The organism is Paenibacillus sp. FSL R5-0517, from assembly GCF_037974355.1.
Lineage (GTDB): Bacteria > Bacillota > Bacilli > Paenibacillales > Paenibacillaceae > Paenibacillus.
This window is the reverse complement of the sequence record NZ_CP150235.1, coordinates 415,039-428,303: the sequence shown is the minus strand read 5'-3', so window position 1 is coordinate 428,303 and position 13,265 is coordinate 415,039. Positions and strand designations below refer to the sequence as shown.

Annotated in this window: 11 protein-coding genes; 3 read left to right on the top strand and 8 right to left on the bottom strand. The window is 46.1% G+C overall.

The window, feature by feature from the left end:
* Nucleotides 1-79: 79 nt before the first annotated feature.
* Complete coding sequence (locus MKX40_RS02045) at nt 80-604, bottom strand: pyruvate kinase (protein ID WP_339239205.1); 525 nt, start codon at nt 602-604, stop codon at nt 80-82.
* Nucleotides 605-803: 199 nt separating this feature from the next.
* Nucleotides 804-2,198: a transcriptional regulator gene (locus MKX40_RS02040; RefSeq protein WP_339239203.1), complete on the bottom strand. Its 1,395-nt coding sequence runs from the start codon at nt 2,196-2,198 to the stop codon at nt 804-806.
* Nucleotides 2,199-2,465: 267 nt separating this feature from the next.
* On the opposite strand from MKX40_RS02040, the gene MKX40_RS02035 reads away from it, so the two are divergent.
* Complete coding sequence (locus tag MKX40_RS02035) at nt 2,466-3,590, top strand: LLM class flavin-dependent oxidoreductase (RefSeq protein WP_339239201.1); 1,125 nt, start codon at nt 2,466-2,468, stop codon at nt 3,588-3,590.
* A gap of 105 nt (nt 3,591-3,695) precedes the next feature.
* Here the strand turns inward: MKX40_RS02035 and MKX40_RS02030 are convergent, their stop codons facing one another.
* Nucleotides 3,696-4,274, bottom strand: a complete 579-nt coding sequence (locus MKX40_RS02030; RefSeq protein WP_339239200.1) for a TetR/AcrR family transcriptional regulator — start codon at nt 4,272-4,274, stop codon at nt 3,696-3,698.
* A gap of 300 nt (nt 4,275-4,574) precedes the next feature.
* Between MKX40_RS02030 and MKX40_RS02025 the strand changes: the two genes are divergently transcribed.
* Entirely contained in the window at nt 4,575-5,783 is a 1,209-nt protein-coding gene (locus tag MKX40_RS02025; RefSeq protein WP_339239198.1) for an MFS transporter, read from the top strand.
* Between the two features lie 144 nt (nt 5,784-5,927).
* Here the strand turns inward: MKX40_RS02025 and MKX40_RS02020 are convergent, their stop codons facing one another.
* Nucleotides 5,928-6,296, bottom strand: a complete 369-nt coding sequence (locus tag MKX40_RS02020) for a VOC family protein (RefSeq protein WP_339239197.1) — start codon at nt 6,294-6,296, stop codon at nt 5,928-5,930.
* Nucleotides 6,297-6,417: 121 nt separating this feature from the next.
* Nucleotides 6,418-7,479: an alkene reductase gene (locus tag MKX40_RS02015; protein WP_339239196.1), complete on the bottom strand. Its 1,062-nt coding sequence runs from the start codon at nt 7,477-7,479 to the stop codon at nt 6,418-6,420.
* Nucleotides 7,480-7,635: 156 nt separating this feature from the next.
* On the opposite strand from MKX40_RS02015, the gene MKX40_RS02010 reads away from it, so the two are divergent.
* Nucleotides 7,636-8,499 carry a LysR family transcriptional regulator gene (locus MKX40_RS02010; RefSeq protein WP_339239195.1) on the top strand — a complete coding sequence of 288 codons (864 nt, stop codon included), beginning with the start codon at nt 7,636-7,638 and terminating at the stop codon, nt 8,497-8,499.
* A 428-nt stretch (nt 8,500-8,927) separates the two neighbouring features.
* Here MKX40_RS02010 and MKX40_RS02005 read toward each other — a convergent pair whose 3' ends face one another.
* The 3 genes from MKX40_RS02005 to cdaS all read right to left on the bottom strand — a co-directional run bounded on the left by MKX40_RS02005 (nt 8,928) and on the right by cdaS (nt 13,249).
* The gene (locus MKX40_RS02005) at nt 8,928-10,994 is read right to left on the bottom strand and encodes a methyl-accepting chemotaxis protein (RefSeq protein ID WP_339239194.1); all 2,067 of its coding nucleotides are present in this window, start codon (nt 10,992-10,994) and stop codon (nt 8,928-8,930) included.
* Between the two features lie 233 nt (nt 10,995-11,227).
* Nucleotides 11,228-12,334 (bottom strand): Glu/Leu/Phe/Val dehydrogenase, encoded by a 1,107-nt coding sequence (locus MKX40_RS02000; RefSeq protein WP_339239193.1) that lies wholly within the window; start codon nt 12,332-12,334, stop codon nt 11,228-11,230.
* Nucleotides 12,335-12,619: 285 nt separating this feature from the next.
* Nucleotides 12,620-13,249 (bottom strand): sporulation-specific diadenylate cyclase CdaS, encoded by a 630-nt coding sequence (gene cdaS / locus MKX40_RS01995; protein ID WP_339239192.1) that lies wholly within the window; start codon nt 13,247-13,249, stop codon nt 12,620-12,622.
* Nucleotides 13,250-13,265: the final 16 nt, after the last annotated feature.

Here is a 13,265-nt window from a genome sequence, read left to right as displayed (position 1 = left end):
GACATATTATGCATTTTACCCTAAGTACTTATTGCACCTTTCTCCAGAAAGAAGTTAATAACCTTATCCGACAGCAAATTTATTCGTATAGATAATTCTCATCACCATTCTGCATGCCAAAATAACGAAGTCTGTAGCCCTCTCGATAACGAGCACGCAACAGATGAATGAAAGAGTCATTCTCAAACTCAATGTAACCTGTTAAATAAAGTAGGATCAGATATTCCTCAAAACGTGGATTGCCAAGAGTCATCTCACTCTCTTCCATTCCATAAAACACTTCGATTTCAAGAATTAGGAGAAGAGAAAATCCTCGCACAGTCGAGTTAATGATCCATGCAAACTCCAATGGCTCATGGATATCCTCATCCTTGTTCAGGCTAATTAATTGTTTGGTTCCCCTCTCATCCTTGAATACATAAGCTGCAATCGCCTGATCAAATCCCGCATGAGGATCGCTACGCAAGTCGGAAAACTCCTCTAAATCTACCTTCTCAGCGTAAAATTTCTGTGTTAGTCGCTCATGAATCTGCTCCAAACTGAATGGATTAGGAATGTTCAATGTTATATATTTGTCGTAAAGTTTCTGAATATCAATCTGCAATGATAAATCCTCTTTTCGTTATGAATGATCTAATAGACAGTACAAATAAGCGCCCCATCTCCATATCCCGGAAATAAGACGCATGTTAATGAAAGAATTTAAAATCAAATAACCCTAATATCCTCCTGCACCATGATTAAAAACCAGATTTATTATATGGCTTATACCACCAGTAATACTAGATAATATTAAGAAAGAGCTAAACAGCGTTAATGCCAACTTTGCCTTTTTTCTCATACCGACCATAAACCTCCTTAATAATACTTTTATATTGAGACTCTATTAATTCAGAAGCCTGTGTTCTATATTCCTCAAATAAACTCACACAATAAATTATGGTGGAGTCATCCTTGATCTTGTGAGCAGAACTCAAACAAGTAAGCAGATCCCTGAATCCTTCCTGATGCCTGGCTTTAGACAACTGGTAGAATGCTAATTCAGCCCAGAATTTAGTATATCGATCATCTTTTATCTGAGTAGTATAACTAGTCTCATAGTTAGAGTCATTAACTAACAAACGTATAAACGACTCAAATCTTTTGAGAACGTGATCAACATTCAGTTGATATTGATTAGCCGCTTCCATAACTTTGACAAGTCCAAGAAGAGTTTCATTTTCATTTGCTTCTATAAAGTCGAGATAGGAGTTAAGCGCATTATAGTCACCCGTCATCAACTTATATAAATAGGTATTAACTTCAGCCCAATCTTTAAATCGTTTTATAAAGAGTTCATCTTCTGAAGTAGGGTCTTCAATAACGATGTTTGAATAGAAAGAAGTATACTCTAGCGCCTTTTCATACTCTTTACGCTCTCCCCATACAGTTGCTATTAATAAGTAAGCATAAAATTTATAAGTAAATAACGGGTGTTTGGAGGCTCTAATAAACTCCAATCCCTTTTTTTTATTTTTGTATTGTTCCAAAAATTTGACCCGTTGCAACAGTTCATCGGCTAATTGAAATACTTTATCCCACCGACATAACCCATTGTATGTATTCGCCAACTCCCTAATCGCATCCAGCTGCCTCTCCTCATCCAACCGATTAATATACGGTTCAAAATGTACGGCTGCACGCAGATTCTCGTGTTGGTCCTGACCGAGAGATAACGTGAAGATGCGATACTGACAGAGAGCGAGACGTTCCGAGTGTTGATATTTCTCACACTCCGCCACACATTCGTACAACATCCGTGCAGCCTTCGTCTGTCCACGCTCAAGCATGCCTTCAGCCATCTCGAACAACTCCGAGATATACGAGCGATCATCGGTCACTTCCTGGATAACCCTCTGAATACATTCCAGCTTGTCCAATTCGGCACAGCGCTGCAGGAATGGTTCCAGTCTTCTCCAATGGGGTGCCGATTCCACGAAACATTCAGCCCCATAGATCTCGTAGAAGTACCCCTCTTCCAGCTTCATGCCTTGGGTAATCAGATCCAATTGCGCCATAGCAATGGGCCGAGTCCCCTTAATAATTGCACTAAGCGTTCCGGCGTTAACTCCTGATATATCGGCAAAATACTGCAGGGTGTACCCCTGTTTCCTGATGTAGTCCTCAATATATGAGCGTATCGTAGTTGTAGGTTCCATGTATCCCACCTCCACAATGAAAATCCATAATTTTGAATTTATATGATAAGCACAATTTTAATCCTAAATTTTACAGCGGTCAATAAAAATCGTGGCAATTTCCTTCACATCTGTGCAAGGGGGCCTGAACTGAATTTTTGCTTATAGAAAAAATCCATTAGAAGAATCCGTGAGAACATGATACATTTAATGCAACTTACATATCCTACTATTTCAATAGGATTATACGACACAGATACGATTAATTCAGTTCAAGGAGAAGGTCAGATGAAATTTGCCTTGTTTAGTCTCATGATGAATCTGCCTAATGCCGTAACCGGGGAGGCTCTGACGACTCAGCAGAAATTCCATAATATATTGGAGCAAGCGAAGCTGGCTGAACGACTGGGATTCGATGCCTATGGAATTGGTGAACGACACGGTGCACCTTTTCTATCTTCCTCGCCACCTGTCGTATTAACCGGAATAGCCGCAGCAACCACACGCATTCGGTTACTAACCACCGTTACTGTTCTTAGTATACTTGATCCAGTCCGGGTTGCCGAGGATTATGCCACACTGGATCAATTATCAGGCGGACGGCTGGAGATGATCATCGGGAAAGGCAATGACCCTCGACACTATCCGCTGTTTGGCATAAGCGAAGAGGAACAATGGGACTCACTCAATGAACGGTATCATTTGCTAAAACGGCTGTGGTCTGAAGAGAATGTCACCTGGCAGGGAACGTATCGCCCTCCGCTTGAGGGCGTGACCACGTGGCCTAGGCCGCTTCAGCAGTCCATCCCAATCTGGCATGGTAGCGCGTCGAGTACAGTCTCAACCGAACTCGCTGCCAAATATGGCGAGCCGCTCTTCACGTCAAATTCTTTTCACCCTCAGGACAAATACAAAGCGTTAATCGATCATTATCGAGAGCGCCTCGATTATTATGGTCATGATCCGCAGCAGGCAGTGATTGGCTCTGGTGCCGGCAGTCTCTACCTTGCCGATACAGGTGAAGAAGCCATTCGTCGCTATAAGCCATACTATGAAGCGTTCCATGCCACCGCCGCCGCTCAGCATAACCAGTCGCCCTTCACCGATCTGGAGGATAACATTGCACGTGGCCCTGCGTTAATCGGCAGTCCTGAACAAGTGATTGAGAAAATTCTGGACTATCATGCCGCTTACGGACATCAGGTGCTGAGTATCAGCGTAGATGGATTGACGCATAGCGAGCAGTTGGAGCAAGTGGAGCGTTTTGCCAAGGAAGTGGCCCCTGTATTACGCCGTGAACTGCCTAGTTCAGTATGGAATGAACCCCCGGTGTTAACCCAGCACGCATCCTTCCTATCCTCTAATGCTACAGACTCATGGCCCACAGCCATCTCACCTATATTCCAAGTTTAAATACTCTCCCACGTACAATATGCCACATGTGATCCCTTCCAGGGTGATTCCTACGAATCGCCCTCTTCCCTCTTACTCCCGCTTGTATCGCGACTATCCCTATATCTAATTGGACTGAATGCCCTCAAACAATGAACGGAGCATCACATCAACAAACGCTTCATCCATCGCTTCCCCCGTAACTAACATGCGATAGAACATCGGTCCATAGATCAGATCAATATACATTCCAATGTCTATCCCACTCTTCAATTCGCCGCGCTCCACGCCCTTCTCCAAGATTCCTCGAGCTTCACGCCGACGTGGCTGGATGTATCTTGTGCGGTATTCTTCGGCAAGCCCTTCATCCGATTGCCCTTCTCCGATAATCTGTGTAATCACTTTTCCTTCCCGACTGGTCAAAAAACGAACCAGATTACTCGCATGTATGCGTATATCTTCCAATACCGAGCCTGTATCCGGTACGGGTAATCTTGCCGTTGCGGCAGACATATATCCGTCCATGATGACAGCGCCTTTGCTCGGCCACCATTTGTAGATCGTGGCTTTGCTCACCTGTGCGCGCTCAGCAATCTTCTCAATCGTAACAGCCCCGAATCCGTGCTCCAACAACAACTCATAGGATGCGTTAAGAATGGCATTCTGGGTTTCCATATTACGTGGACGTCCTCTTTTGGCAGTCATTTTGAGCCCTCCTGGATGCAAAAAATATATTTTATCATCAGTAATATTCATAAATACGATACGTTCATTATACTAAAATGCATTGCGTACACACAATTCAATCTTCGCTCATTTTTATATCCTCATTTAAATTTTCATTAAAATATGTTTAGTCTATTTACAATACTAAACGTTTAGTTTATTATATGTTTTAATTAGTGAACACAACGTTTAGTAATTAACATTTTAAACAGCACCCGTTGATCTATCTGGAATATCGAATTTTCAATACGAATATGAAATCTGTGGAGGATGATTAAGATGGATATGAGACAACAAGTGAAGAAGGCACCTGTACCTGCCTGGATTATTTTTTTGCTGGCATCCGCTTGTGGATTGATCGTGGCAAACCTGTATTATGCTCAGACCGTTATCGGACCGATTAGCATGACCACGGGCCTTTCTTCTGCCGCTGCCGGATTGATCGTAACGTTGACTCAGATTGGTTATGTTATTGGTTTGTTATTCATCGTGCCGCTCAGTGACATTATTGAGAACCGACGCCTGGTCGTGCTTTTCCTCATCGTACTGGTTGTTGCCCTGATTGCTGCGGCTTTCTCGCCCACGGCTGTTGTATTTCTGACTGCCTCTCTATTCATCGGCATAGGTTCTGTTGTCGCTCAAATTCTGGTGCCCTATGCGACATATCTTACTTCCGAGGAACAACGCGGACGGGTTGTCGGCAATGTCATGAGTGGTCTGCTGCTGGGCATCATGCTGGCCCGTCCTGTCGCAAGCTTTATCACCAGCCTCTTCGGATGGCAGACGGTCTTTGTATTCTCCGCCATTGTCATAACACTTCTCATGTTGCTCCTATCCCGTGCTCTTCCTGCTCGCCAACCTGAACCCACCTTGAAATACGGTCAATTAATCGTGTCGTTGGGCACACTGTTCAGAACGATGCCTCTGTTACGCCGTCGGGCGTTCTATCAAGCCAGTCTGTTTGGTGCTTTCAGCTTATTCTGGACGACGGTTCCACTCAGACTCGCGAACGATTTCGGCATGTCACAGCAAGGCATTGCCTGGTTCGCCCTGGCTGGTGTCGGAGGTGCTATTGCCGCTCCCATTGCCGGGAGATTGGCAGATCGCGGACTAACGCGTATTCTCACGGGGGCTGCCATGATCATCGCTGCAGCTTCGTTTGGTCTGGCTTATGTATTCCAGAGCCACTCCACGTTTGCATTGATCCTGCTTGTGATCGTGGCAATTACATTGGATATGGCTGTCTCGGGAAATCTGGTGCTGGGTCAACGCATTATCTACTCCTTAGGAAGTGAAGCGAGAGGGCGTGTGAATGGCATATTCATGTCGATCTTTTTTGTTGGCGGTGCGATTGGTTCATCTCTTGGAAGCTGGTCTTATGCTAACGGAGGCTGGAGTCTCACAACGCTGATTGGCCTGATCATGCCGCTGCTCGCTTTGGTGTATTACTTTACGGAAAAGAAAGCTGTAGTCGTCAGCAACGAATAGAAATGAATGTATCGTTTAATTCGAACGACCAAATAAGGGCAGACTGATCCTAAGGATCAGTGCTGCCCTTTATTTTGTAATTAACACTTGGCTCTCTGTGACAGAGCAAGGTATCACTGTGATTAAGATGGATACATCTGCGTATTAGGCTTTACTGTGAAGGGTAACTTGGTACCCGTCTGGGTCGGCAAATGTAAAAGTTCGCCCGAATGGTCCATCTATGGGTGCAGATGTAATCTTAACGCCTGCCGCAGCAAGCTTGTCGTGAATGTCTTGCGTATCCGGGGCATGAAGCCACAGGGCGATACCAAGTCCTGGCTGAGTACCTGAACGGAGTTCGGTTCCTGGCAATAGGTCACGAAGAGCAAATGTAATAGGCTTGGTATCAAAGACCACCGCATGAGGTGGTCCCGCCTGTGAGCGTACCAGTCCGAGATAGTTTTGATAGAATTCGGCAGAGCTCTCAAGATTGCTCACTTGAAGTGAAATGAAATCGGGTCCGATTACTGACATAATGTTATTCTCCTTTAGATATGGGATTGTTTATATCTTGATCATACAAGGACGTTCTTGCCAACAGTATGTCAGTAGCGTTCATTCTTTTTTTGATTTTCTTTGAATCGGTTTTTCCCTTTTACACCAACATGGGCAGATGCTTAGCTGCATCATACTCCACCAATGGCTCACCAGCATTCAATTTCCGCACCAGATCAGGGTTGGAGATAAACGGTCTGCCGAACGCAGCCAAATCTACGCTTCCCTTAGCAATCGCGTGCTCTGCGGTCTGAACATCCAGATTCCCCACACCAATAATAATTCCATCCCACTGACTTCGAATCCGCTCGTGAAAGGACTTCTCCCCTTCCCACGCTTTCGCATAATGATCTGTTGAGGGATGCAAGATCGTAATTCCCGTCTCGCGGAACAACTTCAGATATGCATCGATCATTCCAGCTTTGTCTGCCCATGCATAGGATGCATCATCATCCTTTTTCTCGGAGAATCGAACCGATATGCGATCCACAGGGATCTCTTTTTTTACAGCCAAAATAATATCTCGAAGGAACCGTAATCTGCCCGCAGTGTCGCCTCCATATTCGTCTGTTCTGTGGTTGGTCTTCTCATTGATAAACTGGTCGATCAGATACCCATGCGCAGCATGCAGCTCGATTCCGTCAAACCCGGCAAGAACCGCATGGCGTGCTGCCGTCTGAAAATGCTGAATCGTATCCGCTATATCCTGTGCGCTCATCGCTTGGGGAATCTGATACGGCTTATGCAGCTTATGCACTCTTCCCTCTGCCGCAAGGCTGGAAGGTGCCAGTGGAGCGGTTCCGATCAGATCAGAATGGGACAATCTGCCGACATGCCACAGCTGAGCAATAATGGTGCCGCCATGTCTGTGAACAGCATCCGTTACCCTTTTCCAAGAAGTCGTCTGTTCATCTGTATATAAGCCGGGAATGCCGTAGGTGCCTTTGCCTGCCAGATTCGGGTTAATGCCCTCGGTAATGATCAGTCCCACGCCATCTCGTGCGCGCTGCTCATAATACGCCACCATCTCATCCGTCACGGTCCCCTTATGGTCATCAGCAAATCCCCGGGTCAACGGTGCCATCACCATTCGGTTTCTTAACTTCCATTGATGAATTGTCACTGGGCTTAATAATGTTGAACGTGTATGCATGTTATCCATGTTATATCCCTACTCTCTTCGTCAGTAAGGATATTGTACGGCTGCTCTGATATATCGTAAAATGATTGTAATATATAGTTGTATCTCTCAGAGAGATACCTAACATGAATATCTGCGGAAGCAATGTAAGTTAATCCACACTCAGGAGGATACAGCATGGAACTTTCTGATATCGATATTGTTCTCGCGGTCGCACGTTCAGGCAAAATCTCACAGGCCGCCAAAGAACTGAATTACGCGCAATCCAATGTCACGACACGCATCAAAAAACTGGAGCAGGAATATCAAATCCAGTTGTTCAACCGATTTCCCAAAGGTGTTGTACTGACCTCCAAAGGAGAACAGTTCGTCCAGTACGCCTCACGCATTCATAACCTTTTGCACGATCTGAAGCAGGATATGACCGATCCCGGAGAACCTTCTGGCACGCTAAAAATCGGCATTGTGGAAACTGCGGCATCCAGCCGCTTTATGGAGATTCTGAATGAATATCAAGTAACCTACCCGGAGGTATCCATCTCACTCGTTAACGCCACTTCACCCAAAGTACTGCGCAAGAAAATACAGGACTATGAGATTGATGGTGCTTTTATCAGCGGGGCTTGTGTGAAGGAAGGCCTGAAAGTGGAATACGAGATGCAGGACACGGTTCATATCATCTCCAAAAAGACAGACGCACCACCTGAGAGCCTGTGCCAGGTATCGTGGGTCGTTTTCCCCGAAGGCTGTCCGTATCGTGAAATGACCGAAGAATTCCTGCAGCAAGAAGGGTTGTCCGCACGTAATATCATCGAAGTGAGTACGATGGAAAACCTGCTCAGCTGTGTGGAATCTGGCATTGCTTTTACCATTATGCCGTGCAGCGTTATTCACAAGAAACCGGATGATTTTTCCGTATTTGATCTCGCAGATCGTTATACTCATACCACAACAACCTTTGTCCGCGGTGAGGATCGTTATGTCAGCAGTGCGCTGGATCAATTCATGAAGCTGCTCAATCAGAAGTGCATTACGTTTTGATAGATGCAGACTATACCCCAACACCTCACACGGAAAAATGCCCTTATCATGCATAACTTAGCTGGGGACAGGAGACAGGGGACTGGTTGCAAAAGGGGCTGTCCCAGAAGGAATACCGTCTCGCTCCAAGTGCTAACGAACCTACCACACCTTAAAAGGCGCATCACCAACGGTTGCAAGATTTAACGAACCTCACTAACGCTATTTCGTCATACTAGGGCTTCCAAACCTAAAAAAAACCAATGAATCGACGAAATAGCGTCTCTGTGATTCGTTAGTTCTCAGATCTGGGCAAATGGGAGCGAATAGCGTGTGTCAGGTTCATTAAAACAAAATCAAACTAAATGAGGATGTCCCTCGTCATATTCATGACTTATGGGACATCCTCGTCGTTACTTTTTTCCCTCTATACCATCTACAATTAACGCTTACTCCACCTTGAATCTTGCAGCCGATTCGGCCAGTTTTTGCGTCAATTGATCGATCGTATCGACCATGTTTGCCAACTGTTGCACCGTGGAAGACTGCTCCATCATGGTTGCTGTTACCTCTTCAACCGAAGCAGATACTTGCTCTCCCGAAGCCGACAAGCTATGTGCTGACTCCAGTACGTCATCCTTATTCTGCAACATCTCCTGCATCTGTCCTGCCATCGTGGCGATCTGTTGATTAATGACCATTACTTTCTCCAGAATCACATCAAACGCCTGACGAGTCTGCAAAACAAGCTCATCCTGTCTGGACGAGATGGTGTGAATTTCGGCAACACTATGGTTGTTCTCGGCGACATCGGCCAGATTCTGCTCGATAATGCTGGAGATTTCCTTGGACTGGCGGGAACTCTGCTCTGCCAGATTGCGGATCTCCTCGGCCACAACCGCAAATCCTCTGCCATGCTCCCCAGCCCGTGATGCTTCAATTGAAGCATTCAATGCAAGCAGATTGGTCTGCTTCGCGATCTGGCTGATCGCTTCCGTGATCTGACTAATACTGCCCGAACTCGTTTGAAGTTTGACCGTAATCTCCGAGATTTTCTCCACTTCCCGCTCGTTGACCTCATTAATACGCATCAATTCATTGACGACTTCATTCCCGTTGTGGAAAACCGATTCGATCTCATCCGCTCTTGCCTTCACATCCTGCGCACTGCTGTTCATGGCAGCCACTTTATCGCCAAAGCTGTTGAACTTGCCTGCAATCTGCTCGGTATCTTCCGATTGGGCCTCCATCGCCTTGGCAATGCCCATGGACGTTGCCGATGTCTCATCAATGGATCTTGCCGTCTGTTTGGATGTCTCCTCCAATTCCTGAGTGCTGGCCTGGAGCACATGAATTGAATTATTCATATCGGTAATCAGGTTCCTGTTCTGCTCGATCATGCCATTAAAGCTCTCCGCCAGATCCTTAAATTCACTGTTATATCTGCCATTGGCCTTAACGGTGAGATTCCCTTGAGCAAGCTGTTTGAACAGCCCGATCAGACGAATGATGGGTCTCGTAATACTGCGAGAAATTAGCAATCCTACGCCAATCGCCAGTGCAACTCCGATCAATGTCACGATAATCATCTGGCGCTGCATATCCTCTAATGGGCGTTTGATATCATCATAATCATCAATAATGACAACGGAGAGATCTGCACCAGGGATCTGATTGATACGATAATAGATATCATCTCGATCCATCGAAGTGATCTTCACTTTGTCGGTGGCTCTGGCCTCCATAAGTTCAGTGGCTTCCTTGTCCTCTTCCAACGTTTGTCCCACAATGGAAGGGTCCAGTGAATCATACATAATGATGCCGCTTCGGCTCAATACTTCAACTCTGCCTTGACCATTGATCTGGATGTCCCCCAGTTGCCCCAGGAAAAAGTTGCTGTCCACCGACATGGCGAACACACCCAGAATATTACCCTCTTCATCCATGACAGGCTCCGAGAATGCAATTATCAGCTTCTTGCTATTCTTCGACACGATGGCATCACTGATGAAGGATTTCCCCTGTATGGACTCCTTGAAATATTCACGGTCTCCTCGTGGCTGTCCAATGACATCCGGCATGGTTCCTGCCACAATGGTTCCTTCCTTGTCAAACACGAACAGATCCGGCTTGGTGCCTATTGTGTCAGATATACTCTCGGTGAGAATTGTATTCGCTCTGTTGAAATATGGATTCTCATCTGTGAAAAAGGTCTCATCTGTCATTTCGTTTGTGTCACGCAACTTCAAGAGTTCTTTAAACGTACTATGTACGGACATCGCATGACTCATCTGTTGCTGAAGCTGCATCGCTGTCCAAAGCCCTTCCCCAAGGCGGTCAGCCATTACATTAATCTCATCCTTGCTCTTCCTGACCACAACATCAGATGAAATCATATAACTTGTGGTCGTTGCACCGAGCAGTACCAAAACGACCAATACACTGATCATGATCGGCAGCTTGATTTTAAGCGACACATTTCTAAGCCTGTGCGCTACCCCTTGTCTTTTCCCCATTTTCACTTCTCCCCACTTCCCTGAACCATCTGCATCTAAACGATGTATATACATTATCGGAAAAATGCATAGTGGAATTGATCTATTAGGGAGATATTGCCACTGTTTTTCATTTTTTTATATCTGATAACAACATAAAAAATGGCCTGTTAGAACGACACGATCCATCTTAGAAATGGACGTTGCCGTTATCTAACAGACCGTTTACAGATTTAATAAAGATTCAATACCGTTTACTTGCGCAATCTCCGGGAACTCAGCGCGTGGTGGCCATTCTGCAAAAATGTACTGCGTGTATTCTTCATCTGTTCGATCCGTCGCTCAGCCAGACGATCTGCAGCAACATAGGTAGCGATGCCCTCGGTACGTGAGCTTTCGAATATTTTCTCCAGAGTGGCATAGATCTCTCCGATCTTGCTCCACGCCCGATCCGCATTATAACCATTCAGCTCATCTGCAATGTTAATTACGCCACCTGCATTGATAACATAGTCAGGCGCGTATACGATGCCCATGTCATACAACTGATCCCCATGACGGGTCTCCAGAAGCTGATTGTTGGCGCATCCCGCTACAACCTTCGCCTTGAGCGTCTTAAGCGTATCGTCATTAATCGTGCCGCCCAGTGCACATGGTGCATAGATATCACAATCCACACTCGTGATATCCGCGGGATCAACAGCTGTTGCGCCGAAGCGATCCACAGCCTGTTTCACCGCGTCTTTATGGATATCCGTAACGATCAGATGTGCACCTTCCTCATACAGATATTTGCACAGATGCATCGCCACATTGCCGACACCTTGAACCGCTATCGTCTTACCCTCCAGCAGATCGGTGCCAAATGCTTCTTTGACTGCTGCCTTGATCCCCCGATATACACCCCAAGCGGTTGCTGGTGATGGATTACCGGATGAACCATAACTTGCCGAGATGCCTGTCACATAATCGGTTTCCTGATAGATCAGGTTCATGTCCTCTTCCGTTGTTCCCACATCTTCGGCCGTGATATAACGTCCGTTCAACCCTTGAATATATCGTCCAAACGCACGAAACATCGCTTCGTTTTTGTCACGCCTTGGATCTCCGATAATAACGGTTTTGCCGCCGCCCAGATTCAGGCCGGATACTGCATTCTTATATGTCATACCACGGGCAAGGCGCAGCGCATCTTCAATGGCTGCTTCTTCCGAAGCGTAAGTCCACATCCGTGTGCCTCCCAACGCAGGGCCGAGTGTTGTGTCATGTATGGCGATAATTGCTTTTAACCCTGAATTTCGATCCTGGCACAGAACCAGTTCCTCATAATCGTGATGCTCCATTGCTTCAAACCAACTCATGTGCTAACCGTCTCCTCCAACCATTTTTGCGATTCAATCGCATTGTTCTCTATTCATCGACCATCCTCTATTGTACCCATGAATACCCAGTTTGTGCAAAATCACATCGCAATGTTAGAGAAGCATCGATCGATGTTTCTCATATGGCGAAGGCAAAGCTGTCGAATTTCAGATTATAATTTTATCGTCTATCAATAGAAAAACCTCTCTCTTACAGGAGAAAGGCACACTTCCCTCAACAGCATCATCTTAATCGCCCCAAGCAGGCCACTTGATCGTTCAAATTTAGGATAACGTCTCAACCACATTTATCGGATGCAGATCTCCATCCACCGCGAATGAAGCCTGTCCCGTCTCCTCAGAGACAACCAGTACAACCGCATCCGTCAATTCACTGAGTCCCAGTGCAGCCCGATGTCGAGTGCCTATTTTTCGTTCATGCACTTCCGCTTGCGACAACGGCAGCACATTACCAGCGGATACAATCTGATTGCCACGAATCAATACGGCCCCGTCATGCAATGGTGCACCAGGAATGAACAAGGATTCCAACAGCGCATGTGTCACTCTGGCATCCACGGCCACGCCTGAATGAATCATCGACTCCAACGGAATCTCACGTTCGATCACAATCAACGCCCCATATCTCCGATCAGATAGATGTTGTACGCTCGAAGTTAATTCGGCAAACTTCTCGGTAAAGGGCGACAGATAACAATCCAGATAAAACGAAGAGGCGAGCACCTCAATCTGCTTGATTTCCGCACGAATCTCTGCAAATTGCCCCAGCAGACAGGCACTGTCATTGTCAAACCGGGATAACGTCAGATTCATCCGTTCTGCTACACGATGGAGATCCGCTTTGAGCTTCTCTCTCATCGAGGAACTGTCACAGTCTGTTTGCCGTTTCATCATACGTCGCCTCCTCCTT